Below are 20,785 nucleotides of genomic sequence, written 5' to 3'. Positions count from 1 at the left end.
GCTATGGTTGGAAACAGAACAAAACGTTCCGTTCCAATAAGGAGAGAATGATGAACGCCATCCGCCCCTTCCGCATCGACGTCCCGCAGACCCAGCTCGACGATCTCGCCGACCGGCTGCGTAAGGCGCTGTGGCCCAACGAACTTCCCGGCGTCGCGGACGCCTACGGCGTACCCAACGGCCGCATTCGCGATCTCGCGCAGTACTGGCTGGAGAGCTTCGACTGGCGCGCCCTGGAGGCGAAGCTGAACGCGTACCCGCAGTTCACCACCGAGATCGACGGTGAGGACATCCACTTCCTGCACATTCGCTCCGAGCGCGCGGACGCCACCCCGGTGATCCTGACGCACGGCTGGCCGGGCTCGATCCTGGAGTACCTGGATGTCATCGCCCCGCTCACCGCCCCGGAGTCCGATCAGGATCCGGCCTTCCACCTGGTGATCCCGTCGCTGCCCGGCTTCGGGTTCTCCGGTCCGACCCGCAGCACCGGCTGGAGCCGCTACCGCACCGCCCGCGCCTGGGTGGAGCTGATGAATCGGCTGGGCTACCAGCGATTCGGCACCATCGGCAATGACGGCGGCTCCATGGTCGCCCCGGAGATGGGCCGCATCGCGCCCGATCAGGTGCTCGGAGTCCATGTGACGCAACTGTTCTCATTCCCCTCCGGCGATCCGGCCGAAATGGCGGACCTGTCCGAGGAGGACATGGCGGGGCTCGCGCATCTGCAGTGGTTCTACGAGAACAAGATGTCGTTCAACACCCTGCACAGCCAGCAGCCGCAAACCATCGCCTTCGCGCTCGCGGATTCCCCGACCGGCCTACTGGCTTGGAACGCACAGCTTTTCGGCGAATCGCTGGACAATGAATTCATCATCGGGAATGTGGCCGTCTACTGGCTGACCGGCACCTCCGGGTCGGCGCTGCGCTTCTACTACGAGGACGCGCATGCCGAGCAGCCGACCGAGCCGACCACCGTGCCGACCGGACTGGCCATGTTCAAGGGCGATTTCCAATCCATTCGCCGATTCGCCGAGCGCGATCACAAGAACATCATCAGCTGGCACGCCTACGACGTGAACTCCGTGCATTCGACCAGCGCGAATGACGCGGCCGGACATTACGCCGCGCATGAGGCCCCCGAGGTCCTGGTCGCCGATATCCGGCAGTTCTTCGCCCAGCTGAGCTGAGCCGACCGGCCACGTGGAGCCTCCCGCATGTCGGCGAGAGGCTCGACGATGGTTCCGGCCCGCGCCCGTTGATGTACTGAATTCACCTTCACGACAACGAATTACACGAGGTGAAAGCAAATGCGAATCGCAATCTTCGGAGGCACCGGAACCGTCGGCCGCGAGGTCGTCACCCAGGCCCTCGCGGCCGGTCACGAGGTCACCATACTGACCCGCTCGGCCGCGAATACCCCTGTCACACATGAGCGTCTGCACGTTGTGGTCGGCGATGTCCTCGATCCGGCCGCCGTCGAGCAGGTGGTCCTCGGCCAGGAGGCGATCATCGTCACCCTCGGCGCGGGCCGCAAAGGCGTGGTGCGCGCCGAGGGCACCCGCACCGTCATCGAGGCCATGCAACGCACCGGGGTCAAGCGGCTCATCTGCCAATCCACCCTGGGCACCGGTGACAGCGCGGGCAATCTCAACTTCGTCTGGAAGTACGTGATGTTCGGCATGCTGCTGCGGCAGGCGTTCGCCGATCACGTGCAGCAGGAGAAGTATGTGCTGGCCGGCGATCTGGACTGGACCATCGTGCGGCCCAGCGCCTTCACCGACGGCCCGGCCACCGGGCAGTTCCGGCGCGGCTTCGGCCCGGCGGAACCCGGTCTGGCACTGAAGATCTCGCGCGCCGATATCGCGGCATTCCTAGTGGAACAGCTCACCGACGCCACCTACGTGCACCGCACCCCCGGGATCTCCAACTGACGCGATGGATCCCGGTCGCCCGGCAATCCAGGGCGGCCGGGATTCCCGGTGCTCAGACATGCTCGTGCGCATCACCCCAGCGCGGGAAGGGATCCGGGAACCCCAGCCACGCCTGCCGCCCGGATTCCATCTCCGCATCGGTGAGCAGGGCCGAATACAGCAGGTCACGCACATGTTGGCGATCCAGTTTTATACCGATGAAAACGATCTCCTGCCCCGGCGGCATATCGAGAGCCGACCAGTACGCGCCCGCTTCGAAGGTGAGATTCGGCCCGGCTTGCGACCAAATGGCGGCCAGGTCCGGACGGCTCGCGAGCCAGAAGAAGCCTTTGCTGCGCAACAGTCTTTGGAGTTGCGCCAGCGCCGCTTCCAGGCGCTCGGGGTGGAACGGGCGATCGGCGGTGAAGGTGATACTGCTGATCCCGTATTCCTCGGTCTCGGGGGTATGCCCACCCGCGAGTTCCTCATCCCAGCCATCGAATTGGGCAGCGAGGTCCGGGTTATAGAGTCCGGTGCCGAGCACTTCGGCGAGATCCAGCACACCGTGCGCCGAATGCACCACGCGTGCGGTGGGGTTGAGCCGCTTCAGGGTGGCCTCCACCGTGCCGACGGCTTTGGCGCTCACCAGATCGGTCTTGTTGAGTACCAGCACATTCGCGAACTCGACCTGATCCACCAGCAGATCGGCGATGGTGCGCGCATCCCCTTCACCCGCTTGCATATTCCGCTCCGCGAGCGCCTGCCCCTTCACCACTTCGGCCAGGAAGGTCGAGGCATCGACCACGGTCACCATGGTGTCCAGTCGAGCGATATCGCCGAGTTTGAACCCATCCTCGAATTCCCACTCGAAGGTCGCGGCCACCGGCATGGGTTCGGAGATGCCCGTCGATTCGATGACGAGGTGATCGAAGCGCCCCTCGCGCGCGAGCCTGCCCACCGATTCGATGAGGTCCTCGCGCAGCGTGCAGCAGATACAGCCGTTGGTGAGTTCGACCAGCTTCTCCTCGGTGCGATCGAGATGCCCCTGCCCCGCGACCAGCGCGGCGTCGATATTCACCTCGCTCATGTCATTGACGATCACCGCCACTCGGCGACCCTCCCGATTGGCGAGTATGTGGTTGAGCAGGGTCGTCTTACCCGCCCCGAGGAAGCCGGAGAGCACGGTCACGGGCAGCTGGGCGGGGTGTTGGGCTGAGGTCACCAGTTAATGGTAACGGTTTTCATTAACCACGGAAGGGTGGGGTGGCCCACGCATGGAGACGAGACCTAGGGTCGGGGTTGTGAAGCTCTTGCCGCTGGCCCCGAATGGGCAGACCCCCGTCCGCGCGCTCACCATCGCGGGGACCGATTCCGGCGGCGGCGCCGGTATTCAGGCCGACTCCCGCACCATGGCGATGTGTGGCGTGCACGCGTGCGTGGCGGTGGCCGCGGTGACCGTGCAGAACACGCTCGGGGTAAGTGGATTCCATGAGATTCCGCCGGAGATCGTGGCCGGGCAGGTGCGAACCGTGGTGGGCGATATCGGAATCGGGGCCGCCAAGACCGGGATGCTCGCCTCCACCGCCATTATCGAAGCCGTCGCGGCGGTCTGCGAAGAGGTCGGCATCGGACGCGAGGGCAGCATCCCGCTGGTGGTCGATCCGGTGGCCGCCTCCATGCACGGCGATCCGCTCCTGCACGCCTCGGCCCTGGACGCCTTGCGCGACACCCTCATTCCCCTCGCCACCGTCATCACCCCGAACCTCGACGAGGTGCGGCTGCTCACCGGTATCGAGGTGGTCGACGATCTCACCGCGCACAAGGCCGCCGAGGCGCTGCACGCGCTCGGGCCGAAATGGGCCATCGTCAAGGGCGGACATCTGCGCACCTCGGAATTCAGCACCGATCTGCTGTTCGACGGCGAGACCTTCCATGAGCTGACCGCGCCGCGCATCGCCACCGGGAATGATCACGGCGGCGGCGACACCCTGGCCGCCGCCATGGCGAGCGCCCTCGCACACGGCTATTCGGTCCCAGCGGCCTTCACCTTCGCCAAGGAATGGACCCGCCGCTGCCTCGAAGCGTCTTACGACCTGGGCGCGGGGCACGGGCCGGTTTCTCCGCTGTGGCGCTTGCACGAAGATGCGACTTCCCTACTCGGCGACGGCACGGGCCCTTCGTAGCAGCCCCGTAGCCTGGGCGCGGGCTCCCAGGAACCTCCCAGCTCCGCCGCAGGGGTGGCCCAGCGTGCCGGACGACCGTAGTGATCATGTCCGACACCGTGACCGCCGTCCGGGCGGCGGAACCCGCAGAGTCCGTGACCGCGCCCGTAGTTGACGTGGTCGTGCCCGTCTACAACGAAGAGGTCGATCTCGGACCGTGCGTGCGCAGACTGCACGCCTTCCTCATCCTGAACTTCCCGTTCACCGCACGCATCACCATCGCCGACAATGCCTCCACCGACTCCACCCTGCGGGTCGCGCGCCAACTCGCCGCCGAACTCGACGGCGTCCGGGTGGTGCACCTGGACCGCAAGGGCCGCGGCCGCGCACTGCGCGAAGTGTGGCAGGGCTCGGACGCACAGGTCGTCGCGTATATGGACGTGGACCTCTCCACGGATCTGAACGCACTGCTGCCGCTGATCGCGCCGCTGGTCTCCGGACACTCCGATCTGGCCATCGGCACCCGGCTGGCCTCCTCCTCTCGGGTGGTGCGCGGACCCAAGCGGGAGATCATCTCGCGCTGCTACAACCTGATCCTGCGTACCTCGCTACAGGCCAAATTCTCCGATGCGCAATGCGGTTTCAAGGCCATGCGCAGCCAGGTGGCGCGCATGGTGCTGCCGCTGGTGGAGGATGGCGAATGGTTCTTCGACACCGAACTGCTGGTGCTGGCCGAACGCATCGGACTGCGCATTCACGAGGTGCCGGTGGACTGGATCGACGATCCGGACAGCCGCGTCGATATCGTCGACACCGCGCGCAAGGATCTGCGGGGCATCTGGCGGGTCGGGCGGGCGCTGGGCTCGGGGCGGCTGCCCATCAATGAGCTACGCGCCGCCATCGGACGCGAACCGCTGGTGGAGGGCGTCCCGCTCGGCATGGTCGGACAGCTGGTGCGATTCGGCATTGTGGGTGTCGCCTCCACCCTGGCGTATCTGCTGCTATACGTTCTGCTGCAATCGATTACGGGTGCGCAGGCGGCCAACTTCCTGGCGCTTTTGATCACCGCCATCGGCAATACCGCCGCCAATCGAGCCTTCACCTTCGGGGTGCGCGGATCCGCGCAGGCGGTATCGCATCAACTGCAGGGCCTGACCATCTTCGGTATCGGGCTGGCATTGACCAGCGGATCCCTTTTCGCACTGCATCATTGGGCGCCGGGCTCGGCGGTACATTTGGAACTGGTGGTGCTGGTGATCGCGAATCTTATCGCGACACTGGTGCGATTCGTCGGATTGCGCTGGGTGTTCCGCAAGGCCGGGGCACACGATGCGGCGGGCAGCCGGTGAACGCACCGCAGGGGCCGCAGATGGAAACCCCCGGGGGTTCAGCTCGCTTCGGTGGATCCCGGCCAAAAGCACGCCGGGATGACGGGGCGGGCCTGCGCCGGGATGACGGGGTGGCCGCGCCGTGGAGCGGCCACGGGCAGATGATCCGCTGGGTGTACTCGCCACCCGACACGCTCTCGAACGACTCATCCGAGGAGGCACGATGACCGCGACATTCACTGAACGCCAGGTGGTTTCGCCGCCACCCGCTGCCGACCCGCGAAGCTCGCGCTGGGAGTATCCGGCGCTGGCGGCGCTGCTCATCGGTACGGCGATCGCCTATCTGTGGAATCTGTCGGTGAACGGCTGGGCGAATTCGTTCTATGCCGCCGCGGTACAGGCGGGTTCGGTGTCGTGGAAGGCGTTCTTCTTCGGCTCCTCCGACGCGGCCAACTCCATTACGGTCGACAAGACGCCACTGTCGTTGTGGCCCATGGAGATTTCGGTCCGGATCTTCGGCCTGCACAGCTGGAGCATGCTGCTGCCGCAGGCGCTCATCGGTGTGGCCTCGGTGGCGCTGCTGTGGGCGACCGTGCGGCGGGTCTTCGGGCCGAGCGCCGGGCTGCTGGCCGGACTCGCGCTCGCCGTGACTCCCGTCGCGGCCCTGATGTTCCGGTTCAACAATCCCGATGCCCTGCTGGTACTGCTCATGATCGCCGCCACCTGGGCGATGACCCGCGCGGTCGAGGACGGCCGCTGGCGGTGGCTGCTGTACACCGGCTTGTTCATCGGACTCGGCTTCCTCACCAAACAATTGCAGGTGCTGCTGGTGGTGCCCGCGCTGGCACTGACCTACCTGGTCGCCGGGCCGCCGAAACTCGGCAAGCGTATCGCGCAGCTCTTCGCGGCCGGGGCGGCCATGCTGGCGGGTGCGGGCTGGTGGTTGCTGATCGCCGAATTCTGGCCCGCCGATGATCGGCCGTATTTCGGTGGCTCACAGCATAATTCGATTGTCGAACTGACCCTCGGCTACAACGGGCTGGGCCGGTTGAACGGCGACGAGACCGGCAGCGTCGGCCCGGGCGGCGAACTCCCCGCCGGCGGCAACGGCATGTGGGGCTCGACCGGTATCACCCGCATGTTCGAACCGCAGCAGGGCGGGCAGATCGCCTGGCTGATTCCGGCCGCGCTCATCCTGCTGGCGGCGGCACTCGTCTTGCGCGGCAGGGCAGCTCGCACCGATCAGCAGCGCGCCGGACTCCTGCTCTGGGGCGGCTGGCTGCTGGTGACCGGACTGGTCTTCAGCTTCATGAAGGGCATTTTCCACCAGTACTACACGGTGGCGCTGGCTCCGGCTGTGGCGGCGCTGGTCGGCATCGGCGTGGTCATGCTCTGGCGCGAACGCGAGAAGCTCTGGGTGCGTGCGGCTTTGGCGCTTGCCCTGGGCGCCACCATCGCGACGGCGTGGATGCTGCTGACCCGCAGCAACTCCTTCCAGCCCTGGCTGCGCTGGACGGTGGCGGCCGCGGGAGTCGCGGTCACCGCGCTACTGCTCGTGCGCCTGCCCCGCAGGATCGAAATCGCGGCGGCCACAGCGGCAATCGTGATCGGTCTCGCCGGACCGCTCGCCTACACGGTGGACACCCTCGCCACCGGACATGAGGGACCGATCCCCAGCGCCGGACCGAATGTGCGCGGCGGCTTCGGCTTCGGCCCCGGTGGGCCGCGCGGTGACGGCGGTGCGCAACCCATGAACGGTGATGGCGCCCAAGGCGGCCCGAACGGCGGGATCCCGGGCGGATCGACCGGTGGCAACCAAGGCGGGCCGAACGGTGGCAACCAAGGTGGTGCGCGCGGCAATCCGGGCGGCGCTCCCGGCGGCGCGAACACCCCGGGCGGTACCGGCAAGGGCGGTCGCGAGGGCGGTGGCGCGGGCAACTTCATGATGGCCAGCAAGCCCAGCGCGAAGATCACCGCACTGCTGTCCGCCAATGGTGACGAGTACACCTGGGTGGCCGCGGCCATCGGTTCGAACAGTGCCGCGGGCTTCCAGCTCGCCACCCAGCTGCCGGTCATGCCGGTGGGCGGGTTCAACGGCAGTGATCCGTCCCCGACCCTGGAGCAGTTCCAGCGGTACGTGGCCGATGGGGATATCCACTACTTCATCGGTGGCGGCGGCTTCGGTTCCAACCGGTCGGGTTCGCACAGCTCCGAGATCACCAAGTGGGTCGAGGACCACTTCACCTCGCAGGAGGTGGACGGCGTAACCCTCTACGACCTGACCGCACCGAAGACGCGGTAGTCCGGACACGACAAGAAGAGCCCGTCTCCGCCGATAGCGGAGACGGGCTCTTCGTTTGCTCTACGGCCGAATCAGGCCAGGCCCCACGCGTGCAGCAGGTAGGTGATATTCGACGCGATGCCGGTGACGACGTTCGCGAGATTCAGTGCGGCGGAGCCGAGATCGATAATGGGCACGACAAAATCCTTCGCGGATCGGGTTCGGGTACGACGAACAACCTAGGACGCTGGGCAAGCGTCCAGCAATGATCTAGTTCACGTATCACCGCAGGTCAGACGAGATGTCGACCACCCGAAAACGCCACTGTGGCCCCCACCACTCCCCTACCCTGGAATCGGCACCCGACAATCCGATCCAGGGACTGTCCGCATGAGCGACCCACTCGCACACCATCCCCCGCTACTCAGCGCTGAACGCCGCGAAGCCTTCTGGCGTCGCTCGGGCTGGCGGCCCGACCTCGCCGCCCGCGAACGGGAGTGCATAGAACAACGCTGGGATGACGAATCCATCGATATGGCAGAGATTTTCGGCTTCTAGCTCAACGCTCGGCAGCCAAAGCGGTGTGCAGGGTGGCCGCCCACTGCTGCACGATCTCCTTGCGGCGCAACGAATCATCGGTGAGCACATCCGCCAGCCCCAGACCGCGCGCCAGATCCAGGGTGGCCTGAACCAGATGGTGCGCAACGGGATCGGAGTCGTCGACGCCGAGCGCCTCCACCGCCATACGGTGCGACGTGCGGCCGAACTTGGCTTCGAGAGGCACAATGCGTTCGCGCAGTGCGGGATCGGCGGCGGCATGGGTCCACACCTGTAACGCCGCTTTGAACAGCGAGGTGGTGTAACCCTCCACGAGCGCGGTCACCACCGCCTCGGTGCGGCCCGCGCCCTCGGCGATCTCACCGATGGCCTGCGCGTCGGCGAGCGACTGGGCCATACGGGTTTCGAACATGTACTCCAGCGCCGCGGTGATCAGATCCTCGCGGGTCGGAAAGTGATGCTGTGCCGCACCGCGCGACACCCCGGCGCGCTCGGCCACCACCGCGACGGTCGCCGCCGCCCAGCCGGTCTCGGCCAGGCAGTCGATGGTCGCCTCCAGCAGCCGCTGCCGGGTGGCCCGGCTGCGGTCCTGCTTGGGTTCGTGGGGTGTAGCCATGGGTAGCTATTCTGCCCAGCTCGGTGGCCGACGCTGAAAGAAGGCCGTCATGCCCTCGATCACATCGGGGGTGCCGAAGAAGCTGCCCGAGCGCTTGGCCAGGGCGAGCGCGGACCGGTCGACCTCGGCGAGGGTGGCGGCGGTGGTGAGCCGCTTACTCTCCGCCAGACCCTGCGGCGAACCCTTGCGCAACTCGCTGATCAGGCGTTTCACCTCCGAGTCCGGATCGTCGGCGGCAATGCTGATGAGACCGTTGCGCTCGGCCTCGGCGGCGTCGAAGGTCTCACCGGTCTGGAAGTAGCGGCCTGCCGCCCGCGAGGTCATCCGGGGCAGCAGAGTCAGCGAAATCACGAAAGGCGCGAGGCCGAGGCGGGCTTCGGTGAGGGCGAAGCTGCTGCCGCGACCGGCGACCGCGATATCGCAGGCCCCGACAATGCCCATCCCGCCCGCGCGCACATTGCCGTCGATCTGGGCGATGACGGGTTTGGGCAGCTCCAGGATGTCGCGCAGTACCCGCACCATCCAGCCGGTGCGGATATCGGCGGCGGCCGCCGGATCGGCGTCCAGGGCCTCCTTGAGATCGGCCCCGGCGCAGAAGGTATTGCCGGTGTGGGTGAGCACCACCCCGCGCACCGCGGAATCGGCGGCCGCGCTCTCCAGTCCCGCCAGCAGCTCGGTCACCAGTTTCGAGGACAGGGCATTGCGATTGTGCGGGGAGTCCAGGGTCAGGACGGCGAATCCGTCCCGCACCTCATAGCGCACGAACGGCGCGTCGGGGGTGGCGTCACTCATCGAATTTCCTTACGGCTCAAAAGAACGCGGCTCAGTAGGACCGGGGCAGGCCGAGCGAATGCTGTGCCACGAAATTGAGGATCATCTCGCGGCTGACCGGGGCCACCCGCGCGATACGCGCGGCCGCGAGCATGCCCGCCAGGCCCACATCGGAGGTCAGGCCCGCGCCGCCGTGGGTCTGGATGGCCTGATCGAGTGCCTTGATACTCGCCTCCGCCGCAGCGTATTTCGCCATATTCGCGGCCTCGGCGGCACCGAAGTCGTCGCCCGAGTCGTACAGGAACGCGGCCTTGCACATCATGACCTTGGCCAGTTCCAGTTCGATCTTCACCTGGGCGAGGGGATGCGAAATGCCCTGGTGCGAACCGATCGGCGCGCCCTTCCAGACCGCGCGCTCCTTGGCGTAGGCGACGGCGCGGTCAATGGCGTAGCGGCCCATGCCGATTGCCATGGCCGCACCCATGATGCGCTCCGGATTCAGGCCCGCGAACAGCTGCGCGATGGCGGCGTCCTCCTGGCCGACCAGGGCGGTGGCGGGCAGGCGCACATCATCGAGGAACAGCGTGAACTGATTGTCCGGCTCGATAATGTCCATCTCCTGCTTCGTCTTCACGAAGCCGGGGGCATCGGTGGGGACGATGAACAGGGCGGGCTGCAGATTGCCGGTCTTGGCGTTCTCGCTGCGGGCCACGATGAGCACCGCCTCGGCCTGATCGACACCGGAGATGAAGATCTTGCGCCCGTTGAGAATCCAGTCCTCACCATCGCGGCGCGCGGTGGTGGTGATCTTGTGCGAATTCGAGCCCGCATCCGGTTCGGTGATACCGAAGACCATCTTGCCGGAGCCGTCGGCCAGCTTGGTCAGCCAGTGCCGCTTCTGCGCCTCGGTGCCGTACTTGGTGATGATGGTGCCGCAGATGGCCGGAGAGACCACCATGAGCAGCAGGCCGCAGCCCTGCGCGGCCAGCTCCTCCTGTACCAGGGCCAGCTCGTAGATGCCCGCGCCGCCACCGCCGTACTCCTCCGGCAGATTGACGCCGAGGAAGCCGAGTTTGCCCGCCTCGTCCCACAATTCGTCGAACGGTTCACCCTTGCGGGCCTTGGGTCCGGCGTAATCGCGGAAGTTGTACTTGGCGGCCAGTTTGGCGACGGCTTCGCGCAGCGCCTTCTGCTCGTCGGTCTCGATGAAGCTCATCGTCTACTCCTGATTTTCTTCGGGCTGGACCACGGCGAGCACGGCACCGACTTCTACCTGCTGACCCGCGATGACATTGAGTTCGGTGAGCACTCCGGCGGCGGGGGCGGCAATGGTGTGCTCCATCTTCATCGCCTCCAGCCACAGAATGGGCTGGCCCTTCTCGACACGGCTGCCCAGCTCGGCGCCCAGGCGGATGACCGATCCGGGCATGGGGGCGAGCAGGGAACCCTCGGCCACCTGATCAGCCGGATCCTCGAAACGCGGCAGGCGGCGCACGGTCACCGGACCGAGGGGGGAATCCACGGCCACCAGATCGCCGTAGCGCGCCACCTGGAAGCGGCGGCGCACCGGGCCGCGCTCGCCCGGCACCTGGAGGATGACGGAATCCGGTGTGGCTTCGAGCAATTCGAGACCCGGATGGCCGTCGACCCGAAGTCCTTCGCGGGTGCGGGTGTAGCGCACCTCGTGCTTACCGGTGACCCGGCTCTCGTACGACTTGGACTGCGGCTGCGACGGCAGATTGCGCCAGCCGCTGGGCAGGCCGAAACCGACGCGGGCGGCCCTGCGATTGGCGGCGGCATCGGCGAGGGCGGCGGCGATAATCGACAGTGCCTCATCGGATTCCGAGGCCAGCGGCGCAGACAGGGCGTCCAGGCCGTGCGTGGCGAAGAAGGCGGTATCGGTGTCACCGGCCAGGAACGCCGGATGCCGCAGGACGCGCACGAGCAGATCGCGGTTGGTGACCAGACCGTGAATCTTGGCGCGTTGCAGCGCCGAGGCCAGCAGATGCGCTGCCTCGTCCCGGGTTTCGGCGAAGGAGATGACCTTCGACAGCATCGGGTCGTAGTGCACGCCGACCACCGAGCCGTCCACCACACCGGTGTCCAGGCGCACGCCGGACTCGGTCAGTACGGTGAATTCGCCCGTGGTGCCCGGGATTTCGAGCTTGTGCACGGTACCGCTCTGCGGCTGCCAATCATGCGCCGGATCCTCGGCGTACAGGCGCACCTCGATGGAGTGGCCGCGCATACCGGGCTGGGTCGCGGGCAGTGGACGACCGGCGGCCACCTGCAATTGCAGGCGAACCAGATCCAGCCCGGTGACCTGCTCGGTGACCGGATGTTCCACCTGGAGACGGGTATTCATCTCCAGGAAGAAGAAGTCGCCCTTCTCGTCGGCCAGGAATTCGACGGTGCCCGCGCCCTCGTAGCCGATGGCCTCGGTGGCGAGCTTGGCCGCTTCGAACAGGCGCGCCCGCATCCCGTCGATCTTCTCGACCAGCGGGGACGGGGCTTCTTCGACGACCTTCTGATGACGGCGCTGAATGGAGCACTCACGCTCGCCGACGGCCCACACGGTGCCCCGGGTGTCGGCCATGACCTGCACCTCGATATGGCGGCCGGTCTCCAGGTAACGCTCACAGAAGACGGTCGGATCACCGAACGCCGATTCCGCTTCGCGCCGTGCGCCTTCCAACTGCTCTTGCAGGTCGGCGAGGTCGCGCACCACGCGCATACCGCGACCGCCGCCACCGGAGGACGCCTTGATGAGCACCGGCAGCATCTCCGCGGTGACCTCGGCCGGATCGAGCTCGGCGAGTACCGGGACACCGGCGGCGTCCATCATCTTCTTGGACTCGACCTTGGAGCCCATCTGCTCGATGGCGGTTACGGGCGGGCCGATCCAGGTCAGGCCCGCGGCCTGTACGGCCTTCGCGAATTCGGCATTCTCGGAGAGGAATCCGTATCCGGGGTGAATGGCGTCGGCACCGGCGGCCAGGGCCGCCTCGATGATCAGCTCACCGCGCAGGTAGGTCTCGCCGGGAGTATTGCCGGGCAGCCGAATAGCCGAATCCGCCTCCGCCACATGCGGTGCGGCGGCATCGGCATCGGAATACACGGCGGTGGTGGCGATTCCCATGCGACGGCAGGTGGCGAACACCCGCCGCGCGATCTCGCCACGGTTGGCTACGAGAACGTTCGTCAGCCCACCCGTCGCCCGGCCACCGCCCCCCACCGAATCGCTTCGCGATGCTGTCATTACGGCCCTCACATTCGGAAGACGCCGAAGCCCTCAGCGCCCTTGATCGGGGCATTGTGGATGGCGGACAACGCCATTCCCAATACCGTGCGGGTGTCGCGCGGGTCGATGACGCCGTCGTCGTACAGGCGGCCCGACATGAACATGGGCAGCGATTCGGCCTCGATCTGCGCCTCGATCATGGCGCGCATACCGGCATCGGCCTCCTCGTTGAACGGGATACCGCGGGCCTCATTGGCGGCCCGGCCGACAATGGAGATGACGCCCGCCAGCTGCGCACCACCCATGACGGCGGATTTCGCGCTGGGCCAGGCGAAGACGAAGCGCGGATCGTAGGCGCGACCGCACATGCCGTAGTGGCCCGCACCGTAGGACGCGCCCATCAGCAGCGAGATATGCGGGACCTTGGAGTTCGAGACCGCGTTGATCATCATCGCGCCGTGCTTGATGATGCCGCCCTGCTCGTATTCCTTGCCGACCATGTAGCCGGTGGTGTTGTGCAGGAACAACAGTGGGATGTCGGACTGGTTGGCCAGCTGGATGAACTGCGTGGCCTTCTGTGCCTCTTCGGAGAAGAGCACGCCCCGCGCGTTGGCGAGAATGCCGACCGGATAACCGTGCAGCTCGGCCCATCCGGTGACGAGACTGGAGCCGTACAGCGGCTTGAACTCGTCGAAGTCGGAGCCGTCCACCACTCGGGCGATGACCTCGCGCGGATCGAACGGGATCTTCAGATCACCGGGAACGATGCCGAGCAACTCGTCCTGGTTGTACAGCGGCTCGATGACCTCGGTGACCGGGCGTGGAGCCGGGCCCTTCTTCTGCCAGTTCAACCGGCGCACGATGGATCGGCCGAGCCGAATGGCGTCCTGTTCGTCCACGGCCAGGTAGTCCGCCAAACCCGAAGTCCGGGCGTGCATTTCAGCGCCGCCCAGGGATTCGTCATCGGACTCCTCACCGGTGGCCATCTTCACCAGCGGCGGCCCGCCCAGGAATACCTTGGAACGCTCCTTGATCATGACCGTGTAGTCGGACATGCCCGGGATGTACGCGCCACCGGCGGTGGAGTTACCGAAAACCAGTGCGATGGTGGGGATTCCGGCCGCCGACAGCCGGGTCAGATCGCGGAACATGCGGCCGCCCGGGACGAAGACCTCCTTCTGCGTCGGCAGATCCGCGCCGCCGGACTCCACCAGGCCGATGACCGGGAGCCGGTTCTCCAGCGCGATATCGTTCATGCGCAGGTTCTTGCGCAGCGTCCACGGGTTCGAGGTGCCGCCGCGCACGGTCGGATCGGGCGCGACGATCATGCATTCGACGCCCTCCACAATGCCGATACCGGCGATAACGCTCGCGCCGACATGGAAGTCACTGCCCCATGCCGCCAGCGGGGCCAACTCCAGGAACGGCGAATCCTCATCCAGCAGCAGCTCGATGCGCTCGCGCGCGGTCAGCTTGCCGCGCTTGCGATGCCGCGCCATCTTGTCCGGGCCGCCGCCCGCGATGTTCTTGGCGTACTCGGCCTCGACCTCGCCGAGTTTGGCCGTCATCGCCTCGGCGGCGGCCTGATAATCCGCCGACTTCGGATCTACGGTGGTGCGCAGAATACTCAAGACTGGAACCCCAATCGCTTTGCCGCCAGGGCGGTCAGGATTTCGTTGGTGCCGCCGCCGATACCGAGAATGCGCACATCGCGGTACTGCCGCTCCACCTCGGACTCACGCATGTAGCCGAGCCCGCCGAACAGCTGAACCGCCTGGTGCGCAACCCATTCCGCGGTTTCGACGGCGGTGTTCTTGGCGAAGCACACCTCGGCGATCAGATCGGTCTCGCCATGGGAGGAGCGTTCGGCGATCTGCCGGGTGTAGACGCGGGCCACATCGATCCGGCGCGCCATCTCCGACAGGGTGTTCTGTACGGACTGGCGGCTGATCAGCGGGCGGCCGAAGGTCTCCCGATCACGGGTCCACTGGAGTGTCAGGTCCAGGCAGCGCTGTGCCTGGGCGTACGCCTGTACTGCCAGACCCACCCGCTCGCTCACGAAAGCGTTTGCGATCTGGGCGAATCCGGAGTTCTCCGGACCGACCAGGTTCGAGACCGGTACACGCACATCGACATACGAGAGTTCGGCGGTATCCGAGGCCAGCCAGCCCATCTTCTCCAGCTTGCGGCTGACGGTGAATCCGGGTGTGCCCTTCTCCACGATGAGCAGCGAAACACCCGCCGCACCACTGCCTCCCGTGCGCACGGCCGTCACGACATAGTCGGCGCGCACACCCGAGGTGATGTAGGTCTTGGAGCCGTTGACGATGAACTCGTCACCATCGCGCACCGCGGTGGTGCGCAGATGCCCGACATCGGAGCCGCCGCCGGGTTCGGTGATGGCCAGCGAACCGATCTTCTCGCCCGCCAGGGTCGGCTTGGCGAAACGCTCGATATGGTCGGCATTGCCGGAGGCGATAATGTGCGGCACCGCGATCCCGCAGGTGAACAGCGAGGCGAACAGACCTCCCGAACCACCCGCGTAATGCATTTCCTCGCACACGATGGCGGCGTCGATGGCATCGCCGTCCGAGCCGCCGCCCGACTCCGGGAACTGGATGCCGAGCAGGCCCAGCGCGCCGGCTTTCTTGTGCAGCTCGCGCGGGATCTCACCCTCCCGCTCCCAGTCGTTCAGGTACGGCAGCACCTCACGCTCGGTGAATCCGCGCACGGCGGCACGCAATTCGCGACGCTCCGGCGTCTCCCAGGGGTTCACATAGGCAGTGCTCATGGCAGCAGCTCCACAGGAATTTCGATGTGCCGAGCCCGAAGCCATTCCCCGAGCCCCTTGGCCTGCGGATCGAAGCGCGCCTGATAGGCCACGCCCTCCCCGAGCAGACCCTCGACAATGAAGTTGATCGCGCGCAGATTCGGCAGCACATGCCTGGTGATCGGCAGTTTCGCGGTCTCGGGCAGCAGCAGGCGCAGCTCGTCCACGGTGAGCGCGTGCACCAGCCAGCGCCACTGCTCATCGGTGCGCACCCAGACGCCGATATTGGCATTTCCGCCCTTGTCACCGCTGCGCGCCAAGGCGATGGCGCCGAGCGGGACGCGCTTGGTCTCACCTGGCGGAAGCGGTTGTGGCAGTGCGGGTTCGGGAACCTCGGCGAGCTCGAGAGTCTCCCCCGCCGGGGCGATGTCCACCGTGCTGCCATCGGGCAGCACGGCGATATGCGGAACCTCCTTCGCATCCACATAGCCGGGCTTGAACACCCCGTACGGACCGCCGTTTCCGGGCGGCGCGGTCAGCGAGAAGCCCGCGTAGCTGGCGAGCGCCAATTCCACTGCCACACTGGAGAATCCGCGACCCACCTTATTCGGGTCCGGATCGCGCACCACGCAGCGCAGCAGCGCGCTGGCCTGCTCCTCGGTCTCGGCGTCCGGGCGGTCCAGCCGGGCCAGGGTCCAGTCCATCTCCGCAGGCCGCACCGGCAGCCAGGATTCCAGTTGTCGTTGCGCCAGTTCGGCTTTGGCCTCGATATCCAGGCCGGTGACAATGAACTCCATCTCATTGCGGAAGCCGCCGATGGTGTTCAGCGAGACCTTGGTGCGCGGCGGGGGCGCTTCGCCCTCGACGCCGCTGATAAGCACTCGATCCGGCCCCTCCTGGCTGAGCGCGATGCTGTCCAGCCGCGTCGTCACATCCGGTCCGGCGTAGCGCGCGCTCTGGATCTCATACATGAGCTGCGCCTCGACCGTATCCACGGTGACCGCGCCGCCGGTTCCGGCATGCTTGGTGATCACGCTGCTGCCGTCCCGGCGCAGCTCCGCGATCGGGAAGCCGGGCCGGTTCAGATCGGCGATCTCGGTGAAGAAGGCGAAATTGCCGCCGGTGGCCTGGGTGCCGCATTCGATGACATGCCCCGCCACCACCGCGCCCGCCAGCGCGTCGTAATCGGTTCGGCCCCAGCCGAAGTGGGCGGCGGCCGGGCCGACCACCAGGGCGGCGTCGGTGACACGCCCGGTCACCACGATATCCGCGCCCGCGTTCAAGCCTGCGGCGATACCCCACGCACCCAGGTAGGCATTGGCGGTGAGCGGCGCGCCGAGTCCGAGTTCGGCCGCGCGCGGCAGCAGATCGTCACCGGCCACATACGCGATCTTCGGTGCGAGACCGAGCTTTTCGGCGACCTCGCCGACCCGCTGTGCCAGTCCGGCGGGATTGAGCCCGCCCGCGTTCACGACAATCTTGACGCCCTTTTCCAGGGCCAGTCCGAGATTGCTCTCCAGCTGTCGCACAAAGGTTTTGGCGTAACCGAGATTCGCGTCCTTCATGCGATCCCGGCCCAGGATCAGCATGGTGAGTTCGGCCAGATAGTCGCCGGTGAGCACATCGAGCTGCCCGCCCTCGAGCATCTCGCGCATGGCGCTCATCCGGTCCCCGTAGAAGCCGGAGCAGTTGCCGATCCGGAGAAGTTCCGGATCCTCGCCGAGCTGACTCATTCCTGGGCCTCCCTGTGCACCGCGCGGCGCAGCGCCATCGCTGCGGTCCGCTCAAGGGTCACATCGGGTCAGAAAAAAATCAAGCCTGCGTGCTTGTTAATTGCCCGAACGGGAGCTCAGCGGGGTATTTGCCGTTGGGGGTTCGGAGGCGCAGGCCCCTGAGAGCCCCCAGAGCGGGTCACCAGGCAGACTGATGGCGTGTCCAAAGACGTCGCCGTGATCGTGCTGCTAGCCCTGGCCGGATTCCTCCTCGGCGGGGCCTACTCGACCTGGAAGACCCTGCGCCCGCTCGCCATCGCACTCGGCATTGCCGGAGTGCTGGCGGTAGCGGGCGCGATTCTCTATCTGATCTAGCCGGTCCTACTCGGCCTCGAGGCGGAAGATGCGCAGATCCTCAGGCACACCACTGAGCGGGGCCGCGAAGAAACTGCGCCGGTAGGGCTTGACACCGAAACCGAGCTCCTCCAGGGTCTCGGGCCCGAGCGCGTCCAGGGTGGCATTGGACAGCATGGTGTTGCCGTTACCGCCCGCCTCCATCACCCGCGCGGCGATCGTGACATCGACACCCAACCAGTCCCCGCCGATCTCCCGCGGGGTACCGGTGTGCAGGCCCATGCGCATCTGCGGGCGATACCCGTCGATATTCACGGCGGTCAGATTCTCCTTGGCCGCCACCGCGGCGCGCACCGCGCGATCCGCGGACGGGAACACCGCCATCAGACCGTCACCCATGCGCTTGATGACCTGACCGCCACGATCGGCGATCGGCGGCTCGATGGCCTTGGCCACCCGGCGCAGTAGTTCCAGGGTTCGCTCGTCACCGGCCGCCAGCGACCAACTGGAGAAGGCCACCAGATCGGTGAACATAATGGTCACGTCCTGGGTGCCGCGGCCCCTGCCGACCCGCTCCAGCATGGCCTGCCAGACCTGCAGCGCACCCAGCCCCAATTCTCGTGCGGCACTGGGAGAATCGCCGACGAACTTATCGGCGGCCCGCGCCACGGCACGGGCGCCACCCGGGCCGGAGACCGAGAGCGGATCACCGAATGCCGGATCACCGGGGAGGTTTTCGCGGGCCTTGCGGACCAGGCCGATGAGATCGCCGCGCTGATTGGCGGCGGTGACCAGCGCCGAAAGCTGCCCGCCGGGGAAGCGGCGGCGGCCGGGCGCGGTATCGGTGTCGTCGAGGGATTCGTCGACCGATTCGGTCGGGACCAGCGGGATCACCAGGTCGGGGTCGATGCGGGGTGCACGCGACTCACGCGCACGAGACCCGTTCGCCTCCCGCGACCGGTTGCGATCGGTCCCCAATCCTTCCGAGCGAGAGGCGTCGGATGCGCGCTCGCCGCCGTCGGAGGGTCGTTCGCTCACGCCCAGAGCGTATCTCAGGGCTCGATCTCCGGATGGATTAATGACTGCCACCTGACACCTTCCGATCGGTACGAGCGGCCACATCATTGGGCCCGCCGATGTTACGAGTGTTTTGGTTGCTGGGCCGATGCTACAGATGACCAGTTTGGCCCGCCAGGCGCTCCCGGGAGGAATTGACACATTTCACACAGTGTTTCCTCGACCGTTTCGAACGATATCGGCCCGATACGGAGATCTCCGTATCGGGCCGATATTCGCCGCCGAACCGGGCAGTGGCCGGCGGCATCCCCGGGCAGGGTCTATGCGTCGCGCTTGTTCACCACCAACAGTGCGGCTCCGAACACGATTCCGACGAACACCGCGAAGTACACCAGGCTGCCCCACGGGCCCCAGTGCCAGTTCGACCCGGCCGCGTCCGCCGACGCCGAGTAGAAGTGTCCGGCATTCGCGAACGGCATGAATGCTCCCACATTGCGGCCGAAGCTGCCGAATGCGCTGAGCAGCGACTCCAGCACGGTCGGCCACAGGATGATGAGCGAGATGGCCGCGGCGGTCTGCCGGACCAGGACGCCGACACCGACGGCCAGCATCACGGACAGGAAGGCGTAGATCGGGACGCCGTAGATGGCGCGGGCATTGTCGGCATTGGTGAGCACCAGCTCGGCCCCGCCCGCCGAACCGCTGATCACCTTGGCCAGCACGAAGGCCAGCAGGGTCAGCACGCCGATCAGGATCGCCCCGAAGGCTCCGATCAATACCGCTTTGGTGAGCAGTACCTTGTCCCGGGCGGGGGTTGCTAGAAATGTGCTGCGAATGGTTCCGAAGCGGTATTCACTCGTTACCGCGAGCGCCGCCAAGATCATCAGCACCAGTACGCCGAAGCCGCTCACACCACCCACGACGGTGGTCACGTGCAGGGGCGGGGTATCGGCCTTCGGTGAACGATTCACCGCCGCGACCAAGGCCGCGAAGCCCAGACCCAACAGCACGATGATTGCCGAGCACCACCACGGCGACCGGGTCGAGGTGAGTTTGATTCGTTCCGCTGCGAGCACGCCCATCAGAGCGCACCTCCCATCACCTGGTCGAAGCCTTCGCCGTGGTACTCCACCGCACTACCGGTCATCTGCATGAACGCCTCCTCCAGCGAGGCCCGCTGCGGCGACAGCTCGAAGAGCGTTATGTCATTGGCACCGGCCAGTTTTCCGACCACATCGGAGGTGACACCGGCGACCACCAGGGCCGCGCCGTCGGCATCCGCGCCCGCCTCGCGCACCGTCATACCGTTGGCGGTGAGCAGACTGCGCAACTGATCCAGCTGCGGACTGCGCACGCGCACAGACTGTTCCGACGCCTTCTCGATGAAATCCTTGGTGGTGGTGTCGGCCATCAATTGACCGCGGCCGATAACGATCAAATGCTCTGCGGTCTGGGCCATTTCCGACAGCAGGTGACTGGAGACCAGCACCGTACGGCCCTCCGACGCCAACCGCTGCATGAAACGGCGAATCCACAGAATGCCCTCGGGATCAAGGCCGTTCACCGGTTCGTCGAACAGCAGCACCTTCGGATCGCCCAGCAGCGCACCCGCCAGACCCAGCCGCTGCGACATACCGAGCGAGAAACCACCCGCGCTCTTATTGGCAACCTCGGAGAGGCCGACCAGCCGCAGCACCTCCTCCACACGTGCGGCCGGAATGTCATTGGACGCCGCCAGCCAGCGCAGATGTGCACGCGCGGAGCGATTCGGATGCACCCACTTGGCATCGAGTAGCGCGCCGACCTCGGTCAGCGGACGCTTCAAATCGCGGTACGGCTTACCGTCGATGAGCGCGGTCCCCGCGGTCGGTTCGTCCAACCCCAGGATCATCCGCATGGTGGTCGACTTACCCGCCCCATTCGGGCCGAGAAAGCCGGTCACCAACCCCGGACGCACCGTGAACGACAGATCCGACACCGCGACGGTCTGCCCGTAGTGTTTGGTCAGGCCCCTCAGTTCGATCATGGGACCAGTCTTCCTCAAGTTGTGCGCGCGCACTATCGA

At 66.5% G+C, this 20,785-nt stretch carries 18 protein-coding genes; 7 read left to right on the top strand and 11 right to left on the bottom strand.

All coding sequences use genetic code 11. The features are described from left to right. Positions 1–47: 47 nt before the first annotated feature. Both OHB26_RS13300 and OHB26_RS13295 read left to right on the top strand, forming a co-directional pair. Complete coding sequence (locus tag OHB26_RS13300; RefSeq protein WP_330184475.1) at positions 48–1,187, top strand: epoxide hydrolase family protein; 1,140 nt, start codon at positions 48–50, stop codon at positions 1,185–1,187. Positions 1,188–1,307: 120 nt separating this feature from the next. Beyond that, entirely contained in the window at positions 1,308–1,931 is a 624-nt protein-coding gene (locus OHB26_RS13295; RefSeq protein ID WP_330184474.1) for an NAD(P)-dependent oxidoreductase, read from the top strand. Positions 1,932–1,983: 52 nt separating this feature from the next. On the opposite strand, the gene OHB26_RS13290 is transcribed toward OHB26_RS13295, so the two are convergent. Next, the gene (locus OHB26_RS13290; protein WP_330184473.1) at positions 1,984–3,132 is read right to left on the bottom strand and encodes a GTP-binding protein; all 1,149 of its coding nucleotides are present in this window, start codon (positions 3,130–3,132) and stop codon (positions 1,984–1,986) included. 79 nt (positions 3,133–3,211) lie between these two features. On the opposite strand from OHB26_RS13290, the gene thiD reads away from it, so the two are divergent. The 4 genes from thiD (at position 3,212) to OHB26_RS13270 (ending at position 8,239) form a co-directional block, all read left to right on the top strand. Next, on the top strand, positions 3,212–4,093 hold the full coding sequence (gene thiD / locus OHB26_RS13285) for a bifunctional hydroxymethylpyrimidine kinase/phosphomethylpyrimidine kinase (RefSeq protein ID WP_330184472.1): 882 nt from the start codon (positions 3,212–3,214) through the stop codon (positions 4,091–4,093). 86 nt (positions 4,094–4,179) lie between these two features. Continuing rightward, positions 4,180–5,421: a bifunctional glycosyltransferase family 2/GtrA family protein gene (locus tag OHB26_RS13280; protein ID WP_330184471.1), complete on the top strand. Its 1,242-nt coding sequence runs from the start codon at positions 4,180–4,182 to the stop codon at positions 5,419–5,421. A 202-nt stretch (positions 5,422–5,623) separates the two neighbouring features. Next, a complete protein-coding gene (locus tag OHB26_RS13275; protein ID WP_330184470.1) occupies positions 5,624–7,702 on the top strand; it encodes a glycosyltransferase family 39 protein in 2,079 nt (692 codons plus the stop codon). 369 nt (positions 7,703–8,071) lie between these two features. Beyond that, positions 8,072–8,239 (top strand): hypothetical protein, encoded by a 168-nt coding sequence (locus tag OHB26_RS13270; protein ID WP_330184469.1) that lies wholly within the window; start codon positions 8,072–8,074, stop codon positions 8,237–8,239. A gap of 1 nt (position 8,240) precedes the next feature. Here the strand turns inward: OHB26_RS13270 and OHB26_RS13265 are convergent, their stop codons facing one another. The 7 genes from OHB26_RS13265 to OHB26_RS13235 are packed head-to-tail and all read right to left on the bottom strand — an operon-like array spanning position 8,241 to position 17,370. Then, a complete protein-coding gene (locus OHB26_RS13265; protein WP_330184468.1) occupies positions 8,241–8,855 on the bottom strand; it encodes a TetR/AcrR family transcriptional regulator in 615 nt (204 codons plus the stop codon). A gap of 6 nt (positions 8,856–8,861) precedes the next feature. Beyond that, on the bottom strand, positions 8,862–9,647 hold the full coding sequence (locus tag OHB26_RS13260; RefSeq protein WP_330184467.1) for an enoyl-CoA hydratase family protein: 786 nt from the start codon (positions 9,645–9,647) through the stop codon (positions 8,862–8,864). Between the two features lie 31 nt (positions 9,648–9,678). Continuing rightward, positions 9,679–10,842, bottom strand: coding sequence for an acyl-CoA dehydrogenase family protein (locus OHB26_RS13255; RefSeq protein ID WP_330184466.1), 1,164 nt, complete (start codon positions 10,840–10,842; stop codon positions 9,679–9,681). Between the two features lie 3 nt (positions 10,843–10,845). Continuing rightward, positions 10,846–12,885, bottom strand: a complete 2,040-nt coding sequence (locus tag OHB26_RS13250; protein WP_330184465.1) for an acetyl/propionyl/methylcrotonyl-CoA carboxylase subunit alpha — start codon at positions 12,883–12,885, stop codon at positions 10,846–10,848. Between the two features lie 8 nt (positions 12,886–12,893). After that, a complete protein-coding gene (locus OHB26_RS13245; protein WP_330184464.1) occupies positions 12,894–14,498 on the bottom strand; it encodes an acyl-CoA carboxylase subunit beta in 1,605 nt (534 codons plus the stop codon). Then, complete coding sequence (locus OHB26_RS13240; protein ID WP_330185628.1) at positions 14,495–15,643, bottom strand: acyl-CoA dehydrogenase family protein; 1,149 nt, start codon at positions 15,641–15,643, stop codon at positions 14,495–14,497. Before OHB26_RS13240 ends, OHB26_RS13245 begins: the two co-directional genes overlap by 4 nt. Positions 15,644–15,654: 11 nt before the next feature. Beyond that, complete coding sequence (locus OHB26_RS13235) at positions 15,655–17,370, bottom strand: acyclic terpene utilization AtuA family protein (RefSeq protein ID WP_330184463.1); 1,716 nt, start codon at positions 17,368–17,370, stop codon at positions 15,655–15,657. 198 nt (positions 17,371–17,568) lie between these two features. Here OHB26_RS13235 and OHB26_RS13230 point away from each other — a divergent pair, with 198 nt between their 5' ends. Then, positions 17,569–17,724, top strand: a complete 156-nt coding sequence (locus tag OHB26_RS13230; protein ID WP_330184462.1) for a hypothetical protein — start codon at positions 17,569–17,571, stop codon at positions 17,722–17,724. Between the two features lie 6 nt (positions 17,725–17,730). Here OHB26_RS13230 and OHB26_RS13225 read toward each other — a convergent pair whose 3' ends face one another. The 3 genes from OHB26_RS13225 to OHB26_RS13215 form a co-directional block, all read right to left on the bottom strand. Continuing rightward, positions 17,731–18,498, bottom strand: a complete 768-nt coding sequence (locus tag OHB26_RS13225; protein ID WP_330185627.1) for an adenylate/guanylate cyclase domain-containing protein — start codon at positions 18,496–18,498, stop codon at positions 17,731–17,733. Between the two features lie 542 nt (positions 18,499–19,040). Continuing rightward, entirely contained in the window at positions 19,041–19,802 is a 762-nt protein-coding gene (locus tag OHB26_RS13220; RefSeq protein ID WP_330184461.1) for an ABC transporter permease, read from the bottom strand. Continuing rightward, positions 19,802–20,746: an ABC transporter ATP-binding protein gene (locus OHB26_RS13215; protein ID WP_330184460.1), complete on the bottom strand. Its 945-nt coding sequence runs from the start codon at positions 20,744–20,746 to the stop codon at positions 19,802–19,804. The genes OHB26_RS13220 and OHB26_RS13215 overlap by 1 nt, the downstream gene beginning before the upstream one ends. Positions 20,747–20,785: the final 39 nt, after the last annotated feature.

The sequence above is a fragment of the Nocardia sp. NBC_01503 genome (assembly GCF_036327755.1).
In the GTDB taxonomy this organism is placed as follows: domain Bacteria; phylum Actinomycetota; class Actinomycetes; order Mycobacteriales; family Mycobacteriaceae; genus Nocardia.
The sequence above is the reverse complement of the archived record's forward strand: the minus strand, read 5'-3'. Positions and strand labels throughout refer to the sequence as shown.

Excerpts from the sequence above, each read along its gene's own strand:
- OHB26_RS13300 (WP_330184475.1), top strand. The coding sequence starts at position 48 with ATGATGAACGCCATCCGCCCCTTCCGCATCGACGTCCCGCAGACCCAG.
- OHB26_RS13295 (WP_330184474.1), top strand. The coding sequence starts at position 1,308 with ATGCGAATCGCAATCTTCGGAGGCACCGGAACCGTCGGCCGCGAGGTC.
- OHB26_RS13280 (WP_330184471.1), top strand. The coding sequence starts at position 4,180 with ATGTCCGACACCGTGACCGCCGTCCGGGCGGCGGAACCCGCAGAGTCC.
- OHB26_RS13275 (WP_330184470.1), top strand. The coding sequence starts at position 5,624 with ATGACCGCGACATTCACTGAACGCCAGGTGGTTTCGCCGCCACCCGCT.
- OHB26_RS13270 (WP_330184469.1), top strand. The coding sequence starts at position 8,072 with ATGAGCGACCCACTCGCACACCATCCCCCGCTACTCAGCGCTGAACGC.
- OHB26_RS13265 (WP_330184468.1), bottom strand. The coding sequence starts at position 8,855 with ATGGCTACACCCCACGAACCCAAGCAGGACCGCAGCCGGGCCACCCGG.
- OHB26_RS13260 (WP_330184467.1), bottom strand. The coding sequence starts at position 9,647 with ATGAGTGACGCCACCCCCGACGCGCCGTTCGTGCGCTATGAGGTGCGG.
- OHB26_RS13255 (WP_330184466.1), bottom strand. The coding sequence starts at position 10,842 with ATGAGCTTCATCGAGACCGACGAGCAGAAGGCGCTGCGCGAAGCCGTC.
- OHB26_RS13250 (WP_330184465.1), bottom strand. The coding sequence starts at position 12,885 with ATGACAGCATCGCGAAGCGATTCGGTGGGGGGCGGTGGCCGGGCGACG.
- OHB26_RS13235 (WP_330184463.1), bottom strand. The coding sequence starts at position 17,370 with ATGAGTCAGCTCGGCGAGGATCCGGAACTTCTCCGGATCGGCAACTGC.
- OHB26_RS13220 (WP_330184461.1), bottom strand. The coding sequence starts at position 19,802 with ATGGGCGTGCTCGCAGCGGAACGAATCAAACTCACCTCGACCCGGTCG.
- OHB26_RS13215 (WP_330184460.1), bottom strand. The coding sequence starts at position 20,746 with ATGATCGAACTGAGGGGCCTGACCAAACACTACGGGCAGACCGTCGCG.